General features: G+C 59.8%; 21 protein-coding genes. 3 read left to right on the plus strand and 18 right to left on the minus strand.

Going from position 1 to position 22474, the window contains the following annotated elements; genetic code table 11:
• The 6 genes from GLP52_RS07245 to GLP52_RS07270 form a co-directional block, all read right to left on the minus strand.
• On the minus strand, positions 1-1056 hold the full coding sequence (locus GLP52_RS07245; protein ID WP_237271959.1) for an endonuclease/exonuclease/phosphatase family protein: 1056 nt from the start codon (positions 1054-1056) through the stop codon (positions 1-3).
• Complete coding sequence (locus GLP52_RS07250) at positions 1056-1736, minus strand: molecular chaperone DjiA (RefSeq protein ID WP_167354534.1); 681 nt, start codon at positions 1734-1736, stop codon at positions 1056-1058. Before GLP52_RS07250 ends, GLP52_RS07245 begins: the two co-directional genes overlap by 1 nt.
• 32 nt (positions 1737-1768) lie before the next feature.
• Positions 1769-2254, minus strand: coding sequence for a GNAT family N-acetyltransferase (locus tag GLP52_RS07255; protein WP_237271960.1), 486 nt, complete (start codon positions 2252-2254; stop codon positions 1769-1771).
• Complete coding sequence (locus tag GLP52_RS07260; protein WP_093733302.1) at positions 2251-2865, minus strand: VOC family protein; 615 nt, start codon at positions 2863-2865, stop codon at positions 2251-2253. Before GLP52_RS07260 ends, GLP52_RS07255 begins: the two co-directional genes overlap by 4 nt.
• A gap of 70 nt (positions 2866-2935) precedes the next feature.
• A complete protein-coding gene (gene scpA, locus GLP52_RS07265) occupies positions 2936-5065 on the minus strand; it encodes a methylmalonyl-CoA mutase (protein ID WP_237271961.1) in 2130 nt (709 codons plus the stop codon).
• Positions 5007-6026, minus strand: coding sequence for a hypothetical protein (locus GLP52_RS07270; protein ID WP_237271962.1), 1020 nt, complete (start codon positions 6024-6026; stop codon positions 5007-5009). The genes scpA and GLP52_RS07270 overlap by 59 nt, the downstream gene beginning before the upstream one ends.
• Before the next feature lie 99 nt (positions 6027-6125).
• Between GLP52_RS07270 and GLP52_RS07275 the strand changes: the two genes are divergently transcribed.
• Complete coding sequence (locus GLP52_RS07275; RefSeq protein ID WP_093733304.1) at positions 6126-6587, plus strand: DUF4174 domain-containing protein; 462 nt, start codon at positions 6126-6128, stop codon at positions 6585-6587.
• Between the two features lie 94 nt (positions 6588-6681).
• Here the strand turns inward: GLP52_RS07275 and GLP52_RS07280 are convergent, their stop codons facing one another.
• The 6 genes from GLP52_RS07280 to GLP52_RS07305 all read right to left on the minus strand — a co-directional run bounded on the left by GLP52_RS07280 (position 6682) and on the right by GLP52_RS07305 (position 12098).
• Positions 6682-8727, minus strand: coding sequence for an acetyl-CoA carboxylase biotin carboxylase subunit (locus tag GLP52_RS07280; protein ID WP_237271963.1), 2046 nt, complete (start codon positions 8725-8727; stop codon positions 6682-6684).
• A 116-nt stretch (positions 8728-8843) separates the two neighbouring features.
• Positions 8844-9050 carry a hypothetical protein gene (locus GLP52_RS07285; RefSeq protein WP_037943771.1) on the minus strand — a complete coding sequence of 69 codons (207 nt, stop codon included), beginning with the start codon at positions 9048-9050 and terminating at the stop codon, positions 8844-8846.
• A gap of 185 nt (positions 9051-9235) precedes the next feature.
• A complete protein-coding gene (locus tag GLP52_RS07290; RefSeq protein ID WP_093733306.1) occupies positions 9236-9583 on the minus strand; it encodes a hypothetical protein in 348 nt (115 codons plus the stop codon).
• A gap of 99 nt (positions 9584-9682) precedes the next feature.
• The gene (locus GLP52_RS07295; RefSeq protein WP_167354535.1) at positions 9683-9826 is read right to left on the minus strand and encodes a hypothetical protein; all 144 of its coding nucleotides are present in this window, start codon (positions 9824-9826) and stop codon (positions 9683-9685) included.
• Positions 9827-10040: 214 nt separating this feature from the next.
• On the minus strand, positions 10041-10499 hold the full coding sequence (locus tag GLP52_RS07300) for a DUF6497 family protein (RefSeq protein WP_237271964.1): 459 nt from the start codon (positions 10497-10499) through the stop codon (positions 10041-10043).
• Positions 10500-10565: 66 nt separating this feature from the next.
• Positions 10566-12098, minus strand: coding sequence for an acyl-CoA carboxylase subunit beta (locus GLP52_RS07305; RefSeq protein WP_093733307.1), 1533 nt, complete (start codon positions 12096-12098; stop codon positions 10566-10568).
• Between the two features lie 178 nt (positions 12099-12276).
• Between GLP52_RS07305 and GLP52_RS07310 the strand changes: the two genes are divergently transcribed.
• Positions 12277-13494, plus strand: a complete 1218-nt coding sequence (locus GLP52_RS07310; RefSeq protein WP_237271965.1) for a multidrug effflux MFS transporter — start codon at positions 12277-12279, stop codon at positions 13492-13494.
• Positions 13495-13565: 71 nt separating this feature from the next.
• On the plus strand, positions 13566-14966 hold the full coding sequence (locus tag GLP52_RS07315; protein ID WP_237271966.1) for a helix-turn-helix domain-containing protein: 1401 nt from the start codon (positions 13566-13568) through the stop codon (positions 14964-14966).
• A gap of 4 nt (positions 14967-14970) precedes the next feature.
• Here GLP52_RS07315 and GLP52_RS07320 read toward each other — a convergent pair whose 3' ends face one another.
• The 6 genes from GLP52_RS07320 to betI form a co-directional block, all read right to left on the minus strand.
• Positions 14971-15657: a thermonuclease family protein gene (locus tag GLP52_RS07320; protein WP_237271967.1), complete on the minus strand. Its 687-nt coding sequence runs from the start codon at positions 15655-15657 to the stop codon at positions 14971-14973.
• A 110-nt stretch (positions 15658-15767) separates the two neighbouring features.
• Positions 15768-17426: a choline dehydrogenase gene (betA, locus tag GLP52_RS07325; RefSeq protein ID WP_237271968.1), complete on the minus strand. Its 1659-nt coding sequence runs from the start codon at positions 17424-17426 to the stop codon at positions 15768-15770.
• Positions 17427-17595: 169 nt separating this feature from the next.
• Entirely contained in the window at positions 17596-19047 is a 1452-nt protein-coding gene (gene betB, locus GLP52_RS07330) for a betaine-aldehyde dehydrogenase (RefSeq protein ID WP_237271969.1), read from the minus strand.
• A gap of 60 nt (positions 19048-19107) precedes the next feature.
• The gene (locus GLP52_RS07335) at positions 19108-20292 is read right to left on the minus strand and encodes a BCCT family transporter (RefSeq protein ID WP_237271970.1); all 1185 of its coding nucleotides are present in this window, start codon (positions 20290-20292) and stop codon (positions 19108-19110) included.
• A gap of 63 nt (positions 20293-20355) precedes the next feature.
• Positions 20356-21864, minus strand: coding sequence for a choline-sulfatase (gene betC / locus GLP52_RS07340; RefSeq protein WP_237271971.1), 1509 nt, complete (start codon positions 21862-21864; stop codon positions 20356-20358).
• Positions 21861-22436: a choline-binding transcriptional repressor BetI gene (gene betI / locus GLP52_RS07345; RefSeq protein WP_093733315.1), complete on the minus strand. Its 576-nt coding sequence runs from the start codon at positions 22434-22436 to the stop codon at positions 21861-21863. The genes betC and betI overlap by 4 nt, the downstream gene beginning before the upstream one ends.
• Positions 22437-22474: the final 38 nt, after the last annotated feature.

Here is a 22474-nt window from a genome sequence, read left to right on the forward strand (position 1 = left end):
CTAAGACACTGCCCTATTTCCAGACACGAGGAAAGCGGGAGTCGATAGGTCCAGATCAATCGTCACTGGAAAGTGATCCGACGCCGTGATTAACGCATCGCGCAAACCTGCATCGGCCCAGCATTCCGGATCGTCCATCGGGTGCCAGATGCGCCACTGGGGGTGGTGCGCGGTCAGGGCCGGGCTGATCATGATGTAATCCAGCAGCGCCTGAAGATAGCGTTTCTCGGGTGCGATCCAAAAGCGCGAGGTCGTGGGCATCGCCCCGATCCGCTGCCCCAACGCACGGGTTGCATGTGGGTCGAGCAAAGCCCGATCCTGCCGGTGCCCCATCACGATCTCTACCGAGGACCGCCCAAAAAGATCCTCGAAACTGTCCAGCCCGGGCCCGTCGTTCAGATCGCCCAGAACCATCAACGGGGTTCCCGCGTCTAACCGCGCATCAATGCGGCGGCGCAGCCAGACCGCCTGCGCCAGTTGTTTGCGCCGGTTTGCGATTCCGATGCGCAGCGCATCTTGCGGCGTCTTGGCCCCATGCGGTGCTTTGGATTTCAGATGCGCGCCGATCATATGAAAAGCGAACCCGTCACGGGTGACGATATCCAGCTCAAGCGGCGGCTTAGAGAAGACCACGTGATCCTCGCGCGCGTCGATATCCAGATCAATGGCCAACGTCCCGTCGAACCGCGGCGCGTCCCCCTGCCCGACCGATCCAGCGGGCGCATGGGTTGCCGATAATTGGTCCGGATCGAATAACAGCGCGATTTCCTGCTGCGTGTCATTGGCAAAGCCGATCAGGGCCTTGCGCGTGCGCAGATTGAAATGCGTGGCAAAACGTTCCAGCGCAGCCACCGTCCCGCGCTTGCGGCTTTGATCGGGGGCCTCGATCACCATCACCGCATCGGCGTCCAAGGCACGAAACACAGCGCCCAAAGCCTGTGCTTGCTGCGCACGGGTAATATCATGGCGGGCGGACCAGCCGTCATCCAGCAGCAGATGGTCATTGTCGTCGAACAAACCGGTAAACCATTCGACATTATAGGTCGCGATCCGCATTACCGCGCCTTGCCTGACCAGGTCTCCCATGCGCGATTGATGTCGATCATGCGCTTTTCGGCCATCGCCACAGCCTCTTGTGGCAGACCGCGGGCGACCAGCGCGTCAGGATGATTGGCGCGCACCAGCTTGCGCCACGCCGCGCGCCCCTCTTCAAGCGAAGCATCGGGTCGTATGCCCAAAACCGCATGGGGCAACGGCGAGGTATCGGGTACAAACCGCGCGCGAAGCGAGGCAAAGTCGCTGTCATCCATCGCGAAAATCTGCGCCACCCGCACCAAGAACGCGTCTTCATTCGGGTGGTACATGCCGTCGGCCATGGCAATATGGAACAAGCCTTCGATCAGATCGTGCAGCATCTCGGGCTGGTCCGCAAACATCTGCGCAATGCGTGCGGCGTAATCCTCGAAACCGGCCACATCATGACGCGCCAGATTGAACACCCGCGCCGCACCCTGTTGGTCGGCCTCGGCGATCTGGAACACCTCGCGAAAGGCGGTAACTTCGTCGCGGGTCACCTGTCCGTCGGCCTTGGCCATCTTGGCCCCCAGGGCAATCACGGCAATGGTGAAGGCTACCGACCGCTCGGGCGGGGTGCGCAGACGGTCGAAAACAGCCGACAGGCCCTCACCGGCGGTGAGCGCTGACAAAGCTTCGGTAATGCGAGACCAAATAGACATAACGCCCACCATACGGGGCAGCGCCGGGGAAGTCAGTGGGCCGACAGCATTTTCTGCATCAAAATTAGATCAAGCTGCTGGCCGTTCTTCTGCCCGATGCGCGGCATCCTGCCCACCTGGTCAAAGCCGAGTGCGGTATGAAACCCGATAGCACCGGGATTGGCCCCGCTGATGGCCGCCACCATGATGCGCCGCCCCTGTGCGGCTGCGGCGTCAAAAGCGGTTTGCATCAGGGCGCGCCCCACGCCGGTGCCCTGCACGGATCTGTCCAGCACGATCGAATGTTCCACCACATCGCGGTATCCCGGCCCAGAGCGAAAGGGGCCGAAAGTCACAAACCCAACGATCCCATCAGCCTCTGCGACCCAAAACTGGTCTGCACGCGCAGCGATAAGATCCGCGACCTCGGCGGCCGTTTTAACGTCCGTGGTAAAGGTAAACAGCGTATCGGCGATCATGCTATTCCAAAGTGCGGCCACCGCAGCCCCATCGTCACCGCACGCCGTCCGCAGTATCACGCCAACACGCCCCTGCCCGCAGGGGTATCAAAGGTTGCAAACAGCCCTGGCGTTCCGACCTCGAACATGACCCGCGCATCCTTCAACAACGGTGCCAACGCAGCCGCTAACGCCTCTGCCTGCGGATGCTGCACCATGAATGTCACCAGCCGACAGCCCGAGTTATCAAGCCGTTGGGTCGGATGTGCATCCCCATCCCACTGCATCAAAGCAGGGGCGCAATTATCATAGGGCAAGACACCGTTTTCCGGCACGGCCATACGCCAGCTCAAATCACCGCGTTGTAACTGTACCGGCGCGCCATAGCCTTCTGGCAAAGCGTCCAGCGCCGCCGCCAGATCATCGCAGCGGCAAATCCAGTTGGACAGACGCGCCGGCCCGTTGAACCGATCCAGATCAAACCACCGTGCATAGGCGGGCTGTGGCGCATCGGGATCAACAGCAATCGCCTCTAGATAAAGCGCATCTGACAGGCCTAACAGATGGTTATGCGTCCCAAATACCGCATGCGCGCCACCCGATTGCAACGGGACCCCTAGGACCTGCGCGGCATAGTCTGATGCTGCCTCAAGGCTTTCGCCTGCGACTGCAAGGTGATCCAGTTCAATCATGCTTCATGTTTCCAAATGGTTCGAATCCTCGGGGGAGTGTGAGGGGGCAGACAGCCCCCTCGCGCCCAGCTCAGTCCCGCGCGGCGCGGATGAGTTTCAGGATATCCTGCGCCGCGTTCGGAATGTTGGTGCCCGGTCCAAAGATCGCTTTAACCCCCGCATCTTTAAGGAACTTATAGTCCTGTTGCGGGATAACGCCGCCGCAGATCACCAGAATATCCTCGGCCCCTGCCTCTTTCAGCGCTTTAATCAGTTGCGGTGCCAGCGTTTTATGGCCTGCCGCCTGTGACGAGATACCGATGACGTGCACGTCATTGTCCACGGCGTCCTGTGCGGCTTCGGCAGGGGTCTGGAACAGCGGGCCTACGTCTACGTCAAAGCCGATGTCGGCAAAGGCCGTCGCGATCACCTTGGCCCCGCGGTCGTGCCCGTCCTGACCCATTTTTACCACCAGCATACGCGGGCGGCGGCCTTCGGCTTCGGCGAAGTCTTCTACGGATTTCTGAATTTCCGCAAAGCCGCTGTCGCCTTCATAGGCTGCGCCATAGACACCGGCCAGCGTTTTGACCTCGGCGCGGTGACGCCCGAATTTTTCTTCCATCGCCATGCTGATCTCTCCTACGGTGGCGCGGGCACGGGCAGCTTCAACCGCCCCTTCCAACAGGTTTCCGCCCTCGGAGGCACGACGGGTCAGTTCGGCCAGCGCGGCGGTACATGCCGCTTCATCTCGAGACCCGCGGATCGCTTCCAAACGCTTGATCTGGCTGTCGCGCACCTTGACGTTGTCCACATCGAGAATGTCGATCTCATCCTCGACCTCGCGGCGGTATTTGTTCACGCCGACGATCACCTCGGTCCCGCGGTCGATCTTGGCCTGACGGGTGGCGGCGGCCTCTTCGATGCGCAGTTTTGGCATGCCGGAGGCGACGGCTTTGGTCATACCACCCAGCTCTTCGACTTCCTCGATCAGCTTCCAAGCGGCGTCTGCCAGATCGGCGGTCAGCTTTTCGACGTAGTAGCTGCCCGCCAAGGGGTCCACGACATTGGTGACGCCGGTTTCTTCTTGCAAAATCAACTGCGTGTTGCGGGCGATGCGCGACGAGAAATCCGTGGGCAGCGCAATCGCCTCGTCCAGCGCATTGGTGTGCAGCGACTGCGTGCCGCCAAGCACTGCGCTCATGGCTTCATACGCCGTGCGGACCACGTTGTTATAGGGGTCTTGTTCCTGAAGGCTGACGCCCGAGGTCTGACAGTGGGTTCGCAGCATAGAGGATTTGGGGTTCTGCGGTTTGAATTCATCCATAATCCGCGACCACAGCAGGCGCGCCGCGCGCAGCTTTGCTGCCTCCATGAAGAAGTTCATGCCGATGCAGAAAAAGAAGCTCAACCGCGGCGCAAAACGGTCGACATCCATGCCTGCGGCAATGGCGGTGCGCACATATTCGCGGCCATCGGCAAGGGTAAAGGCCAGTTCCTGCACAAGGTTCGCGCCCGCCTCTTGCATGTGGTAGCCCGAGATCGAGATCGAATTGAATTTCGGCATATGGTCCGACGTGTATTCGATGATGTCGCCAATGATCCGCATCGAGGGTTCAGGCGGGTAGATATAGGTGTTGCGGACCATGAATTCCTTCAGAATGTCGTTCTGAATGGTGCCCGACAGCATGGATTTATCGTGCCCCTGTTCTTCGCCCGCGACGATGAAATTCGCCAAAATCGGGATCACGGCGCCGTTCATCGTCATCGACACCGATACTTTGTCCAGCGGGATACCGTCGAACAGGATCTTCATGTCCTCGACGCTGTCGATCGCAACGCCCGCCTTGCCCACGTCCCCTTCTACGCGGGGATGGTCGCTGTCATAGCCGCGGTGGGTGGCCAGATCGAACGCGACCGAGACACCTTGCTGCCCTGCTGCCAGTGCACGGCGGTAAAAGGCGTTCGATTCCTCAGCCGTCGAGAAGCCTGCATATTGACGGATGGTCCAGGGACGGCCAGCGTACATGGTCGCCTTGACGCCACGCGTAAAGGGCGCTTCGCCGGGGATGCCCCCGAGGTGATCCAGCCCTTCGGTGTCTTCGGCCGTATAAAGCGGTTTGACATCGATGCCTTCCAGCGTGTTCCACGTCAGATCATCCAGGCTACGCCCCCGCAATTCCGCCGCAGCCAGATTGCGCCAGTTTTCTTTGTCCGCTGTCATGGTGGTGTCCTTTTCTTCTGTCGCCTTCCGGCCAGCTTGTGCTGGCTCTTGTGGCGGTTGAGTTCTCTGTCAGGGTCGCAAGACCATCGGCACCGGCGGTCAGCCAGAACAGATCGTCCGCATAGGTTTCGCGCAAAGCCGCTGTCTGGTCTTGAGTAAAAGGTTGCCAGTGGCCCAGATCATCGCTGGGCAGCTTTGCCGCTTCGGGGTCCATTTGCGCGTGCAAGGCAGCCACGTCCGGACGCCGGTTCAGCCAGTATCCGTCGTTTACGACAGGTGCAGCACGCCCCGTCAGTTGCGAAAACAGCAGGTCGGGGTGGCCGGCGAAGTCGTCATAGCGGGCGACTGTGATTTTCGCTTCGGGCAAGGCGCAGGCAAGATCGGTGATGACATCGCGCCAGCCACGCGGATCATGGGCAATCCGGTCAAGCTGATCCGCATCGGGCACCGGATGTCCGCGCCCCACGGTATAGGCCAGCGCAGAGGTCCACCACTGGTCGGTTTGCCGGATGGCCAGCACCACCTGCGTCACGCGCCCGCCAAAGCTAGACCCGAACCGTGCCATGCGTTCGCCAATCGCAGGAAAAAGCCGTGCGCTGCGCACCGAATGACGTGCCGACCCGATCATGTTCTCGTCTGAAATCAGCAGTTGATCCGCACCAAGCTCGCGGGCCTTGCCCATCAGCAGCGAAACGCGTCCGTTGACCAGATTGGGGTCGGCTCCAAGGCCGCCGGAGGCAGGAAACAGCCCGGTAAAAAGCCCCCCGCGGGTCTGGCGCGGCCCCCAGACGCAGGTGCCACGCGCCGCGATCTCCTCTGAATGGTCGGCCAGATAGTGTTGAAAACTGGTCGTGCCTGTCCGGTGTGCGCCAACGTGAAGAAGGATATCCATGATCTGCTTGCCCAATCCTTGAAAGGTGGTCAGCCAAAAAGGCCCACCAAGTGTTTGAGCCACAGTCATGCCTGCAAACCTGTTGCAGAGTGCTTAATATGCGCAGATGTCGGGTTGTGCATCGCAATCGCGTCGCGCAATCTTATATCTGTACGGACAGGAGAAATGATGAAATCAGTGATAGCCCTTGTTTTTGCAGGATTGTTTGCGGTCTCGGCGGGGGCGGAAACGGTCTCTGAACCACAGGTTCCCGACTTGTTCCTGCCCGCCGATATGGAAAATTTGAGTGAATTCCACTGGAAAAAAAGGCCCATTCTGGTCTTTGCAGACAGTGAGGACGACCCCGCATACCAGACCCAGATGGAGCTTTTGCGCGAGCAGCCCGAAGACCTAGTGAGCCGTGATGTCGTCGTATTGACCGACACAGACCCCGCCGCACGTAGCACGCTACGGCTGCGGATGCGGCCACGCGGGTTTATGCTGGTGCTGGTCGGCAAAGACGGCGACATCAAGCTGCGCAAACCCCGTCCCTGGGACGTGCGCGAGATTACCCGCAGCATCGACAAAATGACCATCCGGCAGCGCGAAATCCGCGACGCGAAGGAACAGTCAGGTAAAATCTTTGACTGAAGGCACGCCAGCCGCAACGATATGGGGCGGTGCTGCGCAGGAATCCCCCGCAGCGCCGTATCGTATCCCATGATCACAACGGCTGGCATGGTGTTTATTCAAACTCGATGATGACATCATCCACAGCAAGGCTGTCGCCCGCTGCGGCGTTGATCTTGGACACCTTGCCCTTTTTCTCGGCGCGCAGGATGTTCTCCATCTTCATCGCCTCAATGGTGCACAGGTTCTGGCCTTCTTGGACCTCGTCGCCCACCTCAACGTCGATCTTCACCACCAGACCCGGCATCGGGCATAGCAGCAGCTTGGATGTATCGGGCGGCAGCTTTTCAGGCATCAGACGCGCGAGTTCTGCCTGACGGGGGCTGCGCACATGCACTTTCATATCCGCGCCACGCGCTCGGACGCGGAACCCGCCCGAGATCTTGCCGACCTTGAACACCAGTGGCGTATCATCGACGGTCATTTCTGCCAGCTGGTCGCCCGGCGTCCAATCGCCCGCGACGCGCAGCGCTGTACCGTCGTCGAACGTAACGGTCGCCCCCTTGGGGTCCGCTTGGATATCCACGTCAAACGAGTGGCCTTGCACCGCAACATTCCATGCAGTGCCGACCTTGCGTTCGTGGTTATCCATACGGCCCGACACGCGCGTCCGGCGGATCTCGCCGACGCGGTGCATGGCTGCTGTGGCGGCAGCAATGCGACGCAGGTCTGCTTCGGGCAGGTCTACCCCGTCAAACCCGTCCGGATACTGCTCTTCGATGAAGGCGGTGGTCATATTCCCTTCGACAAAAATCGGGTGATCCATCACGGCGGACAGGAACGGCAGATTGTGCCCGATGCCTTCGACCTCGAAGCTGTCGAGCGCCACGCGCATCCGTTCAATCGCCTCGGCCCGTGTCGGTGCCCATGTGCACAGCTTGGCGATCATCGGATCGTAATACATCGAAATCTCGCCGCCCTCATAGACGCCGGTATCATTGCGCACGGCCATGTCGCCCGATGGCGCGTCGCCTTGCCATTTATCGTTGTCAAGCAACGGGCCTGCCGCGATCTCCATCGGAGGACGGTAGCGCGTCAGACGTCCGATCGAGGGTAGGAAGCCGCGGTAAGGGTCTTCGGCATACAAACGGTTTTCAATGGCCCAGCCGGTCAGCTTGACGTCGTCTTGGGTGATCGTCAGCTTTTCACCATTGGCGACGCGGATCATCTGTTCAACCAGATCAACGCCCGTAATCAGTTCGGTCACGGGGTGTTCCACCTGAAGACGTGTGTTCATTTCAAGGAAGTAGAAATTCTTGTCGCCGTCCACGATGAATTCGACCGTACCGGCAGAGGTATAGCCCACGGCCTGCGCCAAGGCGACGGATTGCTCGCCCATGGCTTTGCGGGTGGCTTCGTCCAGGAAGGGCGACGGGGCCTCTTCAACGACCTTCTGGTTGCGGCGCTGGATCGAACATTCACGTTCGCCCAGATAGATGCCGTTGCCGTGGCTGTCGCACAGGACCTGTATCTCGATGTGGCGCGGCTGGGTGACGAATTTCTCGATAAAGATACGGTCGTCGCCAAAGCTGTTGGCGGCCTCGTTCTTGGACGACTGGAACCCCTCGCGGGCCTCTTCGTCGTTCCACGCGATACGCATCCCCTTGCCGCCGCCGCCCGCTGACGCCTTGAGCATCACCGGATAGCCGACCTCGTTCGAGATTTTAACCGCTTCGTCAGCGTCGGCGATCAAGCCCATGTAACCGGGGACGGTGGAAACGCCCGCCTCTTGAGCGATTTTCTTGGAGGTGATTTTGTCACCCATCTTTTCGATCGCGCCGACGGGCGGGCCGACAAAGGCGACGCCCGCAGCGGCAAGCGCTTCGGCAAACTTGGAGTTCTCGGACAAAAAGCCATAGCCCGGATGCACAGCCTGGGCGCCCGATTTCTTGACCGCCTCCATGATCTTGTCGATCACGATATAGGATTGGTTCGCAGCGGGAGGGCCGATGTGGATCGCCTCGTCGGCCATCTGGACGTGCAACGCCTGCGCATCCGCGTCTGAATAGACAGCGACGGTTTCAATGCCCATCTTCTTGGCGGTCTTGATAACGCGGCAGGCAATCTCGCCGCGGTTGGCGATCAGGATCTTATTGAACATCGACTGTCCCTTTTGGTCTTGAGTGAACGGAAAAACCCCGCATCAGCACGAGGCTGAGCGGGGCAAAATCTTGAGCAATACTGCTACCGCGGCGCGTGGCCGCAGCAGATGTCAGATTATTGGCAGCGTACTGCGCCGGACTGGCAGGCCAGTACGTTTGCGCCGGCACCGATGGCTGCACCTTGTGCAAGGCTACCGCCTGTAACCGCTGCGGCACCAGCGCCCACGACACCACCGCCAAGCGCTTGCTCGCCCAGAGTGTCGCCACAAGCGGCAAGGCCAGCGGACGCAGTAACGGCGAGAAGAATTGTTTTGATGGACATGGGTATAAACCTTTTATTGAACGTGCGTTATTCGCGATGTGATACTGCTTAACGCATGATTTCAAAGAAGGTTCCACAGCCGTCGGGAAAAGAGCGTGCGCCCCCGTCAAACTGGGCGTACTCTTGCCCAATACGCAAAGCGCATGGCGAAAAGCAGCCTGAATGATGGGGGCAACACGCATGGTTTAATCCTCGAAGGCGTCTGGGAACGACGCACGGGCCAGCGCTTCGTTGATGACCAGCATCGCCTCGTAGTCGGCAGGATCAAACGGATCGTCGACCGCAACCACTTCGCGGCCAAACAGCCACGACAAACGCCCGGCATCAAGATTGCCCCTCTCGAACGGCTGGTCGCCAAACGCTTCCCAGAGCGCGCGCATAAAGGCGGTGTCAACGCGACGGTCCGCCGCCTTGCGATCAGACCGGCGTTCGCGACGGGTCAACGGTGTGATCCCGCGCGGGTTGGCGCGACGAATGACGAATTGATAGTCTGAACCGGGCATACGCCCCGGGAAACCGCGATGCTTCAGCATGATGCCCCCCAGACGACAGGGGAAATGCGCGGTGAAACCCCTGCGTTAATTGCCGCAGAGGGAATGGAGACAGGCGCAGACGCCTGCCCCCAGCAAGTCTTACTTGTACTTGCCTGTGTACACGGGCTCAACCGAGATGGGCTCGGGTGCGACCACGACATATTCTTCTTGCTGCTTGGGTGCGCATGCCGAAACGGCTGCGATAAGGCCGAATGCGGCCAGCATTGTGATGCTCTTGGACATCTAAGTCTCCTGTCACTGTTTAAAGGGCCCGGCACTGCCTCATGCCAATCAGACCCCGGTTTTAAAGTGGGCAATACATCGGTATTCCCCGCCGCGACATTATCGCAGTTCAAAGCGGTTGGATACGGTGTGGTTTCCAATCCGCCCAAATGTGACGCCAAAGTCGCAGTTCGGTGCGCTGGTACCGCAGCGCTCGCAAGATGTTGTGGGTGCATCAAAGACCCTCCCAGATACAGGTGTCGTTGCTCAGGCGAAACGCCTCGAAAAACTGTGTGGCCTCGGGGTCTGATACCCCGAATTCCGTGACGCGATCAGCCAAAGAGATCACAATGACCTCTCCGTTCAGCGCGTGTTGCGCCATATAGGGAATGGCCAGCGCGTCGCACAGATAGGTCATATCGGCCCCTACCTGCGCAAAGTCCACAGCGCCTGTATCACGCGCGATATAGGGTGCGACGAAACGGAAGCGCAGCCATGTTTCGGTCGCCACCTGATCAACCAGAACCTCTTGCAGTTCCAGGCTTTGCCCCGACGGCATATCGACCGCGCTTGCCGCGACGACACCTGCGGACGTCGCGGCAAGCAACACCGATGCAGCAAGCCACGTCACCGCCGACGCCCGAAGGGGGCGGTCCGTGCAGCTAAGCTGATAAAGGGCGGGGCGAACTGTCACGCAAAGAGGTCTCCTGCCCCTCGGGGCACCTGTCGGGGCACCGCGAGGGATGCGCGTTAAACGACGTTAAAGCGGGATGTTGTTGTGCTTCTTCCAAGGCATCGCGGCTTTCTTGTTGCGCAGCGAGGCAAAGGCGCGGGCAATCCGCTTGCGGGTCATGCGTGGCTGGATCACTTCGTCGATAAAGCCGCGTTCTGCCGCGACAAACGGGTTTGCGAAACGCTCTTCGTAATCGGCGGTGTGGCGGGCGATCTTTTCGGGATCATTCAGATCGGCACGGTGGATGATCTCTGTCGCGCCCTTGGCCCCCATCACAGCGATCTCGGCTGTGGGCCACGCATAGTTAAAGTCCGACCGCAGGTGCTTGGACGCCATCACGTCATAGGCCCCGCCATAGGCTTTGCGGGTGATAACCGTCACCATCGGCACTGTTGCCTCGCCGTAAGCGAACAGCAATTTTGCGCCGTGTTTGATCACACCGCCGTATTCCTGCCCCGTACCGGGCAGGAAGCCGGGCACGTCGACCAACGTCAGGATCGGAATCTCGAAGGCATCACAGAACCGCACAAACCGCGCGGCCTTGCGCGAGCTGTCAATATCAAGACACCCCGCCAGCACCATCGGCTGGTTCGCGACGACGCCCACAGTGCGCCCTTCGATCCGGATAAAGCCGGTCAGGATATTCTTGGCGAAGTCTTCCTGAATTTCGTAAAAGTCGCCTTCATCCGCGAGCTTGTGGATCAGCTCTTTCATGTCATAGGGCGTGTTGGCGTTGCTCGGCACCAATGTATCCAGCGACGCCTCGATCCGGTCAGGTTCATCAAAGAACGGGCGGACGGGTGGCATGTCGCGGTTATTCGCGGGCAGGAAATCGACCAGACGACGGACTTCGGCCAGCGCTTCGACGTCATTTTCGAACGCGCCATCCGCGACAGAGGATTTGCGCGTGTGCGTGGACGCGCCGCCCAGCTCTTCTGCGGTGACCTGTTCGTTGGTCACGGTTTTCACCACATCAGGGCCGGTCACAAACATGTAAGAGGTATCTTTGACCATGAAGATAAAATCGGTCATCGCAGGCGAATAGACCGCCCCGCCCGCGCACGGCCCCATGATCACGCTGATCTGCGGGATCACGCCCGAGGCTTCGATATTGCGCTGGAACACTTCGGCATAACCGGCAAGGCTGTCGACACCTTCCTGAATACGCGCACCACCGGAATCGTTAATACCGATAACCGGCGCACCATTCTGGATCGCCATGTCCTGAATTTTGCAAATCTTCTGCGCGTGGGTCTGCGACAGCGATCCGCCGAAAACGGTGAAATCCTGACTGAACACATAGACCAGACGACCGTTGATGGTGCCCCAGCCTGTGACAACGCCGTCGCCTGCGGGTTTTTGCTGTTCCATCCCGAAATCGGTGCAGCGGTGTGTGACGAACATATCGAATTCTTCGAACGACCCTTCATCAAGCAACAGGTCGATCCGCTCGCGGGCGGTCAGCTTGCCACGGGCGTGCTGCGCGTCGATACGCTTTTGCCCGCCGCCCAATCGAGCGTCGTCGCGGCGGGTTTCAAGCTGTTCCAGAATATCTTTCATCACGCACCTCTATAAGATTTCCGGTATGCTAGCGTCAGGTCCGCGCGAACCAAAGCCCATTTTTGCAAATTTGCAAATAATATACACTTGGTTATTTGCTAATTGGAAAATTGCAAATTGTTCGGTTACCGTATGGTTCTGGATAGACAAGGTTCAACCGCAGGCATACTTATATGATATGGCCAAGGATAACCCCGTCCGTTTTCTGGATAAAACCTCTCCCCCGCATATTTCGACGTTAATCCTTTTGTCGGGGATTGGCGCGTTGGCGATGAACATGTTTTTGCCAAGCCTTCCCGCTATGGCTGAATATTTTGACGCCGACTATTCGGTCATGCAGCTGTCGGTCCCGCTTTATCTGCTGTGCAGCGCGGTATTGCAGGTCATTATCGGGCCCGTTTCTGACAATCTGGGGCGGCGTAATGTGCTGCTGTGGGGGCTTGTGATATATATGGTCGCGACGGTCGGGTGCATCTACGCGCCCACGACGGCCGTGTTTCTCGCGTTCCGATGCGTTCAGGCGATCGTGGCCGTATCGATGGTGCTCAGCCGTGCCGTGGTGCGCGACATGTTCGCCCAAGACAAAGCCGCGTCGATGATTGGCTATGTCACGATGGGCATGGCGCTGGTGCCGATGATCTCGCCTGCTGTGGGCGGGTTGCTGGAACAGTCGTTTGGCTGGCAGGCAACCTTCTGGGCAATGTTCTGGATCGGCGGACTGGTGCTGGCGATTACATGGTTCGATCTTGGCGAAACCCATGTCGCATCGGGCCGCACACTGGCCCAACAATTTGCCGAATACCCTGAACTGCTCGGCTCGCCGCGGTTCTGGGGGTATTCGATGGCAGCGGCCTGCTGCTCGGGCGCGTTCTTTGCTTATCTGGGCGGTGCGCCCTTTGTCGGCAGCGTGGTCTTCGGCATGGAACCGGCAGAGCTTGGCCTTTATTTCGGGGCGCCCGCCGTGGGCTATTTCCTTGGCAATTTCATCACGGCCCGCCAAGCAACGGTCGTCGGTGTGAACACGCTGGTGCTGTGGGGCTGTCTGGCCAATGCTGTTGGTGGCTCTGTCTCTATGTTGATCTTCTTGCTGGGCTATGGCTCGCCGCTGTCGTTCTTTGGGATGATGACGCTGGTCGGGCTTGGCAACGGGCTGTGCATCCCCAACGCGACGGCGGGCCTTTTGTCGGTGCGTCCGCATCTGGCGGGCACGGCATCGGGGCTTGGCGGGGCGATCATGATCGGCGGCGGTGCAGGGCTGAGCATTCTGGCCGGTGCCTTGCTGAGCGAAGAGACAGGTGCCTACCCGCTGCTTTGGATCATGCTGGCCACAGCCGTCGCAGGCGTGGCGTCGATACTGGTCGTGATTCGCCGTGAACGGGCGCTTGGCATCACCTGACAAACCTTGCCGCGGTAAGTTTGCAAAGATACGGTTGGTATAACGCAAACTTTGCAAAGGCCCCTCTCCTGATGGCGATCCAAAAGCTTTACGCTGGCGCAAAACTACGCGAGCTGCGCACCAAACTGGCGCACACCCAAAAGGAATTCGCCGCGCGGCTTGGCGTGTCTCTCCCGTACTTGAACCAGATGGAGAATAATAACCGTCCGGTCAGCACCACTGTCGTGTTGGCGTTGGCGTCGGAGTTTGGGATGGACGTGACCGAACTGTCGAGCGGCGACAGCGCACGGCTGGTCAGTGACATGCGCGAAGTGCTGTCGGACCCTGTATTTGAAGGCGATGTGCTCCCGTTGGCGGATGTGCAGCTGGCGGCTTCTAATGCGCCGGGGCTGGCGCGGGCGTTCATCAAGCTGCATCAAAGCCACCGACAGACACAGGAACGTCTGGCCTATCTGGACGAAGCCTTGGGCCGCGAGGATGCCCGCCCGTCCCCCAGCCCATGGGAAGAGGTGCGCGATTTCTTCCATTATTGCGACAACTACATTGATGCGGTGGACCGTGCCGCCGAATATTTCGCCCGCGATACCGGCAGCGGCCAAAGCCTGCGCGACACCACCAAAGCCGCCCTATCCGCCGCCGGGATCACGGTCGCGTTCGACGAGACGGACGCCCTGCGCCGCTATGATCCGGCCAGCGGCGTGCTGCATGTCTCTGCCCGCGCCTCGCAGGCAACGCAAACCTTCCAGATGTTGCTGCAAGTCGCGCTCGTGCGGCAGAACGACCTGCTTGAAGCGACACTGGATTTCGCCCGCTTCAACAGCCCTGCTGCCCGTGACATCGCGAAGATGGGGTTGGCGAACTATTTTGCCGGGGCCGCATTGATGCCCTATGGCCGCTTTCTGGAACACGCTCAAAGCTGCCGTCATGATCTTGAGGTCCTTGCGACGCAATTCGGAGCCTCGATCGAACAGGTGGCGCACCGGCTGTCGACGCTGCAACGCCCCGGATCAAAGGGCATTCCGTTCTTCTTTGTGCGCGTGGATCAAGCTGGCACGATCACCAAACGCCATTCGGCGACGCGGCTGCAATTCGCGCGTTTTGGCGGAGCTTGCCCCCTATGGAACGTGCACAGCGCGTTCGAAACGCCGGGCCGTTTCTTGCGCCAGCTGGCCGAGACGCCGGATGGGGTGCGCTATATCTCGCTCGCGCGCGACATATCGAAACCGGCGGGGCGGTTTGGCGCGCCGGTGCGACGCTATGCGATTTCGCTGGGGTGCGAGGTCCGCCACGCGCCCGCGCTGGTCTATGCCGACGGGATGGACACCACCCGCGCCTCTGCGTTTGAGCCCATCGGCATATCCTGCCGCATCTGCGAACGTAAACATTGCCATCAACGGTCGGTGCCGCCGCTGGAACGTCAGCTGGTGGTGGACCCGAACCTGCGCGACGTGCTGCCCTATCAGGTGGATTGACCGTTTACCGCTTTGCCGCCCGCCACCCTGCGGCACGTGCTTGCGCAGCGGTGCAGAACCAATGTTCACCTTTGTCGGTGCGGATCACGGTGCGGTCATAATCGCGCTGACCCGGCATGTGGAATATTCGCGTGCCCTTGCTGCTGACGTTGCCTTTGATCTCGCAACCGCCCGGACCCGCTGACGCGGCGGGCTTGGTCGCTGCTTTGGATGCCTTGCGAAAGACATCAGGGCGCTGTGTTTCATAAGCGTGTACCCCGCGCCCTGCCCGTTTAGCTGCCGCTTCGGTCTTGACGTAAGCACGGCTGTAGCGCGCATAGGAAAACGCCAGCCCTGCCGCAACCAGAGCCTGCCCCATATCCTGCCCGAGCGCTTTGCAGCGTGCCACGGTCCGACCATAGCGGTCGGTATCGACCCTCACACAATCAGCGCGTTGCCCGTCATAGCTTTGGTGGACCAAGGACGACACCCAAGCGCCGCAGTTCAACACGGTACCATCCGCAGCGGTGCAGGGTTGATCCCCCTCGACGGCGTCGATACCGAACAGCCGGATGCGGGTTTTGCCAAGGGCGATTGTATCGCCGTCAATCACCCTGATCACACCGGTGATACGCGGTTCGACCGCCGCAGACGGCTGCATGGCTGCGACCACAAAAGCCGCGGATAATAGTGTTTGAAGTATTAATTTCATATCCGGCTGATTGGGACGTTTCCGCGTCCTAATCAACCGGAGATGTTAACGTAGGTTAATTTTCATTAACCACAGTGTCATGTCGTCCCTGTCACCCAATAGCGCCTGCCTTATCGCTGCGAGGTTTCCCAATCGGGGTGGATCCAAGGCGCGTCATTTGACGCGGCCAACGGGTCAAGCCCCAGCACATGGTCCGATATTTTCTCGCCGACCATGATGGACGGCGCATTGAGGTTGCCGTTGGTAATCCGCGGAAAGATCGAGCTGTCGGCGACGCGCAGCCCCTCTACCCCGATCACGCGGCCCTGAGGATCGACGACCGCCTGCGGGTCATCGGCGCGACCCATGCGGCAGGTGCCACAGGGGTGATAGGCGCTTTCGGCATGTTCGCGGATAAAGGCATCAAGGTCGTCATCGCTTTGCAGGTCAGCCCCGGGCTGGATCTCGTGTTTGACGAAAGGTTTGAACGCGTCCTGCGCAAAGATCTCGCGGGTGAGACGAATACAATTGCGGAACTCCTCCCAATCCTTGTCTTGCGACATGTAATTGAAAAAGATTTTCGGCGCGTCGGCTGGGTCGCCGGACGCCAGCGTGACCGACCCGCGCGACGTGGATCGCATCGGCCCGACATGGGCCTGAAACCCGTGCCCCTCAGCCGCCGCCTGCCCGTCATAGCGCACGGCAATCGGCAGGAAGTGATACTGGATGTCCGGATATTTGATCCCCGCTTTGGACCGGATGAAGGCCGCGCTTTCGAACTGGTTCGACGCGCCCATGCCGGTTTTTGTAAACAGCCACTGCGCCCCGATGACGGCCTTCGAGAAGATGTTCCAGTGCTTGTACAACGTGATCGGCTGGCTGGCCGCCATCTGGATATACAGTTCAAGGTGGTCTTGCAGGTTTTGCCCGACGCCCGCGCGGTCGGCGACCACGTCGATGCCGTGCTCTGCCAAATGGGCCGCAGGGCCGATGCCCGACAGCATCAGCAGTTTAGGAGAGTTGATCGACGACGCCGCGATGATGACCTCACCGCTGGCACGCAGAATTTCGGTTTTGCCACTGCGCAGCACCTCGACCCCGACAGCGCGACCGTCTTCAATCACGATGCGCTGCGCCAAGGCGCGGACCAATTCAACATTGCCGGTTTTTTGCGCAGGCCGCAGATAGGCGTTGGCTGCGGACCAGCGGCGGCCTTTCCAGACCGTCTGCTCCATCGGGCCGAAGCCTTCCTGTTTCTCGCCGTTATAGTCGTCGGTTGCCTCATAGCCCGCTTGCTTGCCCGCCTCGACAAAGGCTTTGAAGAGCGGATTTTCACGCGGGCCACGGCTGACATGCAATGGGCCGTCTGTGCCGCGCCATTCGGGGTCGCCCCCGTGGCCGCCATCGTGCCAGCTTTCCATACGTTTGAAGTAGGGCAGCACATCGGCATAGCCCCAACCATCGGCGCCCTGTTCGGCCCAATGATCATAGTCCATCGCGTGCCCGCGCACATAGACCATCCCGTTGATCGACGACGATCCACCGATCACCTTGCCGCGCGGGGTCGCCAGACGGCGGTTATCCAGATGAGGTTCGGGTTCGGACTGGAACCCCCAGTCGTAGGTTTTCATATTCATCGGGTAGGACAGCGCCGCAGGCATCTGGATGAACGGCCCCGCATCGCTGCCGCCATGTTCAATGACCAGAACCTTGCGCCCCGCCGTCGCCAAACGATACGCCATCGCACAGCCCGCGCTGCCCGCCCCTACGATAATAAATTCAGCTTCCATCTTATCGCCTTTCTTCCGTATGTCTCGGGCGGGTCAAGGCGGCCCTAGGCCGCCGCGCATCTGGCGCGGCTTGTCCTTGATGCGCTCATGACTTGCATCCCAACATTTACAAGGAACCTTGAGGATCAGACCGATCCCAAAGGCACCTCGCAGCACCTTTCCCTGCGCCTTAGAAAGGCGCTTCCATATCGCCCATGCGCACGTAGACGGTTTTCAACTGGCTATAGTGATCAATCGCCGCCTTGGAGTTTTCCCGCCCCACACCGGAGTTTTTCATGCCGCCAAACGGCGCTTCGACCGGCGCATCGTTATAGGTGTTGATATAGCAGGTGCCCGCCTCGAACCCCGCCGCGACGCGGTGCGCGCGGGACAGGTCTTTGGTGAACACACCGGCGGCCAGACCGAATTCGGTCGCATTGGCGCGGGCCATGACCTCTTCCTCGGTCTCGAAATCCAGCACCGACATGACCGGCCCGAAAATCTCTTCGCGCGCGATGGACATGTCGTCGGTCACATCGGCAAAGACGGTGGGCTGCATGTAGAAGCCATCGCGGTCAATCGCCGCCCCGCCATAAACCAGACGCGCACCTTCGGCCTTGCCCTTTTCGACATAGCCAAGCGCGATCTCCATCTGGCGCTTTGATACCATCGGGCCAAAGCTGGTGTTGGGGTCCATTGGGTCGCCAATCACAGCGTTTTCCAGACGTTCCGCCAACCGCTTGAGGAAAGCTTCCTTGATGTCGCGGTGCACAAAGACGCGGGTACCGTTCGAACAGATCTGACCTGAGCTGTAGAAGTTACCCAGGATCGCGCCGCTGATGGCGTTTTCGATATCGGCATCTTCGAACACGATCATCGGGGACTTGCCGCCCAGTTCCATCGTGACGTGCTTGATGCCTTCGGCAGCGGCGGCATAGACCTTGCGGCCCGTGGGCACAGAGCCGGTCAGCGATACTTTGTCGACGCGCGGGTCGGTCACGAGGGAGGCCCCCACTTCGCCCATGCCCTGCACAACGTTATAAAGACCGGCGGGCAGCCCTGCCTCTACCAGAATTTCCGCGACTTTCAGCGCGCAAAGCGGCGTCGTCTCGGACGGTTTGAAGATGATCGAGTTGCCACAGGCCAGCGCCGGTGCGCCTTTCCAGCATGCGATTTGCGTCGGATAGTTCCACGCGCCGATGCCGACACAGACCCCCAGAGGTTCGCGTCGGGTATAGACCCAGTCTTCCCCCAGCTGGATATGTTCGCCCGTCAGCGATGCGGCCAGCCCGCCGAAATATTCCAGCGCGTCGGCACCACTGGTCGCATCCGCGACAGAGGTTTCCTGATAGGGTTTGCCGGTGTCATAGGTTTCGAGGATCGACAGATCGTGGTTACGCTCGCGCATGATGTCGGCGGCGCGGCGCAGGATACGGCCCCGTTCGGTGCCGGTCATCGCCGCCCAACCAGCCTGCGCATCACGCGCGGCGGTGATAGCCTTGTCCACGATTTCAGGCGTGGCAGCGTAGACGGTCGCGATCACTTCGCCGGTGGCCGGATAGATCACCTCGATCGGGGTGCCATTGGTGTCTTCGACGTATTCGCCGTTGATGAAATGGCTTGCTTTGGGTTGCGTTTGCATAGGTCTCTCTTTTTCGGTTGGGCCCCGCCCGTACGGCGAGGCCTGTGATAGGTTTACGGTTTATTCGGCAGCCACATTGGCGTTGCCATCCAGCCCGTGCAGGTGGCGGCGTTTGACAAAGAACATATAGCCAAGCGCCAGCAGGTAGATGCCGATCACGATGGTCCCGACCCACTGGATTTGCAGCCATTGGCTTTGGAACAGTAGGGTCAGCACGAATAGGCCGATGGCGTTGGCCAGCACATAAGACACCGTGCCAAAGCGTTCTGTCGTGAAGTTCAAGTTATCGGTGTAAAGCCGGATCAGACTGTCGAAAGAGTTGATCACGAACACGATGCCCACGATGGTCATAGCCCAGTTCGGGAAGCCTTCGGTGCCGATGCCATTCAGGTGGTAGTAATAGAGCACCGAGAACCACAGCCCCAGCGGGATCGACGGGAACACCAGCAAGGACGCCAGTAGCTGCCACGTCTTCAGCCCGCCCACAAAGCGGCTCACGAACTGCCCGATCATGATCGACCATGCGAACCACCAGAACAGGTAGAATTCGTGGTAATCCGTCAGCGGGATGACGAATTTGTGGATGTTGGTGAAATAGCCGCCCAGATTGCTTGCGGTTGACGCGAATTCGCCCAGTCCCATGCCGGCGTTCAGCCACATGTAAGCAATCAGCGCCAGAAACAGCAGCGTCGAGCTGACAGAAAGCACGCGCACGAACTTGAGGTCCGTCGAACTGAAGGCCGCAATCAGGATCACGAGGAAGCAGATCAGGTAGAAGACCGGCAGGATCGTCTCTCCGTCGCCGACCTCGGCGATGTAATACGGCATATAGATCAGGAACAACGCACCGGTGAAGGCACATGTGGTGATGATGACGATGTTGTTCAGCAGCTTGATCGCGGGAATTTCAAAGAACTTCACCCGCGGTTCGATTGCGCAGAAATAAAAGGTCGTCAGGAAGTAGAAGGCCCAGATCAGAAAGCCCCAGAACCCGAATTCGAGCGCCAGCGGATTGGTGAACGCATAGGCAGGCTCCGCGCCCGTGTCCGCATAAAGCGGATAGTCAAAGGCCAGTGGGAACATGATCAGCCCCACATCCAGACCCGAGGTGAAAAGGATCGCGATAAAGGTGAACAGCGGCACCGGCGTCACACCGGTCAGCGGCAGGTTCCACCACTTGATCGTACAAAAAACGGTTAGGCCCAAGGCCATGATGACCCCGAACGAAATGATGGTCGTTAACATATTGTCCCTCCGTGTTTGGGGTGCATTATAATTTTAAGTGCCCGCACCCCTTGGGCTGTCGTTCTATTCGCCGCGCGGAAAACGTTTGTTGTCTTCGAGCACGTTCAAATCCATGTGGTTGCGCATGTACTGCTCTGACGCTTTGCGCAGCGGCTGGTGATCCCAAGGATAATATCCGCCCTTGCGCAGCGCCTCGTAGACGACCCAGCGGCGGGCCTGACTTTTGCGCACATCAGCGTCAAAGGCAGCCAGATCCCAGCGGGCATCAGCCTTGGCCGACAGGGTCAGCCGCGTCCCCTGATGGGCGGGTTCCTCGGCAAGGTTGGTGAGCTCGTGCGGATCAGCGTCCAGATCGAACAGTTGGTCAGGATCAAGGGCGCAGCGGTTGAACTTCCACTTGCCATAGCGCAGCGACACCATCGGCGCGTAAGAGGCCTCTGCCGCGTATTCCATGGCGACGGGTTCGGTGCGTTCCACCCCCTGCCCCATGGGCACCAAAGATTGCCCCGTGGTCCATTCCTGCACCTCGTCCATGGACACGCCCGCCAAATCACAGACCGTCGGACAGACATCGATGTTGCTAACGGCGGTTGTCTGCAAACCGGCCTCCATCTGCGGGGCGGCGATCATCATCGGCACGCGGGATGAGCCTTCGAAAAAGCTCATCTTGAACCAAAGCCCCCGCTCCCCCAGCATATCGCCGTGGTCCGAGCAAAAGACGATAATCGCCTCCTGCCGCGTGTCTTCAAGCGTTTGCAGGATCTCACCGATCTTGTCGTCGAGATAGCTGATGTTGGCAAAGTAAGCCTGACGCGAGCGTTTGATGTCCCGCTCTGTGATGTCAAAGCTGCGCCAGTCGTTGGCATCAAAGATACGTTTCGAATGGTTGTCCTGATTGTCGTACCCCAGATCGGACACCTCGGGCAGCAGGTGCTCGCAATCGTTATACAGATCCCAGTATTTCTTGCGCGCTACATACGGATCATGCGGATGCGTAAAGCTGGCTGTCAGGCACCACGGACGCGGATCAAGACCGCGCGACAGGTCGTAAATCTTGCGCGTCGCCTCATAGGCCACGGCGTCGTCATATTCCATCTGGTTGCTGGTTTCCGCCACGCCCGCACCCGTGACCGACCCCATATTGTGATACCACCAGTCAATGCGTTCCCCCGGCTTGCGATAGTCCGGCGTCCAGCCGAAATCGGCGGGGTAGATATCGGTGGTCAGGCGTTCCTCGAACCCGTGCAACTGATCGGGGCCGACGAAATGCATCTTGCCCGACAGGCAGGTCTGATAGCCCGCACGCCGCAGATGGTGGGCGTAGGTGGGCACGCTCGACGCGAACTCTGCCGCGTTGTCATAGACGCCCGTGGCCGACGGGAGCTGCCCCGACATGAACGCCGCCCGCCCCGGCGCGCACAGCGGGCTGGCGGTATAGGCGTTCTTGAACCGCGTCGACCGCGCCGCCAGCTTTTTGAGGTTCGGGGCATGCAGCCACTCGGCGGGGCCGTCGGGAAACAGCGTGCCGTTCAACTGGTCAACCATCAGGATCAGGATATTGGGCTGGGTCATACCGCGGTCCCCACGAGCATATGAAGGACGGATAAGGCACGGTCACTGGCGGTGCGCGCATTTCCATCATCGGACAGGGCGGCGCGCAGGTACAAACCGTCAATCAAGGCAGCCAGCGTGTCGGCATCCCCGGACGGATCGTCCGAGATCGGGCGCAGCGCATAGGTCAGGTTCGACCGCAAGCGCCGCTGGTACACCACGAGCAGGCGATAGGTTTCAGTATTGGTGCGCGACGAGGCATAGAGCGTCATCCACGCACTGACAGTGGCCGGATCGAAATAGCTTTCCTCAAAGCTCGCGCGGATGATGGCTTCGGCGCGCCCGAGGGGGGATTTGGTCAGCCGGAGTTCGCGCCGCACCTCGGCGCTGTATTCCGATAGGATATAGCGCATGGCCGCCAGAAAAATCTGATCCTTGCCGCCAAAGTAGTGGTGCGCGAGCGCGGATGACATACCAGCGCGGCGCGCGATCTGGCCAACCGTCACATCCAAAGACTGTGCGGCACCGATTTCGGCAATCGTCGCTTTGACCAATGCGTCGCGGCGAATAGGCTCCATTCCGACTTTGGGCATAAAGAATCCTTAGTGGTTTGATAGCGTCTGGCTATCAA

The sequence above is a fragment of the Sulfitobacter sp. M22 genome, from assembly GCF_021736025.1.
GTDB classification, from domain to species: Bacteria; Pseudomonadota; Alphaproteobacteria; order Rhodobacterales; family Rhodobacteraceae; genus Sulfitobacter; species Sulfitobacter litoralis.

Bases quoted from the DNA above. Each gene is read 5' to 3' on its own strand.
- betC (WP_237271971.1), bottom strand. From the start codon at position 21,864: ATGACCCAGCCCAATATCCTGATCCTGATGGTTGACCAGTTGAACGGC.
- GLP52_RS07315 (WP_237271966.1), top strand. From the start codon at position 13,566: ATGGCGATCCAAAAGCTTTACGCTGGCGCAAAACTACGCGAGCTGCGC.
- betB (WP_237271969.1), bottom strand. From the start codon at position 19,047: ATGCAAACGCAACCCAAAGCAAGCCATTTCATCAACGGCGAATACGTC.
- betI (WP_093733315.1), bottom strand. From the start codon at position 22,436: ATGCCCAAAGTCGGAATGGAGCCTATTCGCCGCGACGCATTGGTCAAA.
- GLP52_RS07270 (WP_237271962.1), bottom strand. From the start codon at position 6,026: ATGACTGTGGCTCAAACACTTGGTGGGCCTTTTTGGCTGACCACCTTT.
- GLP52_RS07250 (WP_167354534.1), bottom strand. From the start codon at position 1,736: ATGTCTATTTGGTCTCGCATTACCGAAGCTTTGTCAGCGCTCACCGCC.
- GLP52_RS07290 (WP_093733306.1), bottom strand. From the start codon at position 9,583: ATGCTGAAGCATCGCGGTTTCCCGGGGCGTATGCCCGGTTCAGACTAT.
- GLP52_RS07275 (WP_093733304.1), top strand. From the start codon at position 6,126: ATGAAATCAGTGATAGCCCTTGTTTTTGCAGGATTGTTTGCGGTCTCG.
- GLP52_RS07260 (WP_093733302.1), bottom strand. From the start codon at position 2,865: ATGATTGAACTGGATCACCTTGCAGTCGCAGGCGAAAGCCTTGAGGCA.
- GLP52_RS07245 (WP_237271959.1), bottom strand. From the start codon at position 1,056: ATGCGGATCGCGACCTATAATGTCGAATGGTTTACCGGTTTGTTCGAC.
- GLP52_RS07305 (WP_093733307.1), bottom strand. From the start codon at position 12,098: ATGAAAGATATTCTGGAACAGCTTGAAACCCGCCGCGACGACGCTCGA.
- scpA (WP_237271961.1), bottom strand. From the start codon at position 5,065: ATGACAGCGGACAAAGAAAACTGGCGCAATCTGGCTGCGGCGGAATTG.
- GLP52_RS07310 (WP_237271965.1), top strand. From the start codon at position 12,277: ATGGCCAAGGATAACCCCGTCCGTTTTCTGGATAAAACCTCTCCCCCG.
- GLP52_RS07295 (WP_167354535.1), bottom strand. From the start codon at position 9,826: ATGTCCAAGAGCATCACAATGCTGGCCGCATTCGGCCTTATCGCAGCC.
- GLP52_RS07280 (WP_237271963.1), bottom strand. From the start codon at position 8,727: ATGTTCAATAAGATCCTGATCGCCAACCGCGGCGAGATTGCCTGCCGC.
- GLP52_RS07335 (WP_237271970.1), bottom strand. From the start codon at position 20,292: ATGTTAACGACCATCATTTCGTTCGGGGTCATCATGGCCTTGGGCCTA.
- betA (WP_237271968.1), bottom strand. From the start codon at position 17,426: ATGGAAGCTGAATTTATTATCGTAGGGGCGGGCAGCGCGGGCTGTGCG.
- GLP52_RS07285 (WP_037943771.1), bottom strand. From the start codon at position 9,050: ATGTCCATCAAAACAATTCTTCTCGCCGTTACTGCGTCCGCTGGCCTT.
- GLP52_RS07320 (WP_237271967.1), bottom strand. From the start codon at position 15,657: ATGAAATTAATACTTCAAACACTATTATCCGCGGCTTTTGTGGTCGCA.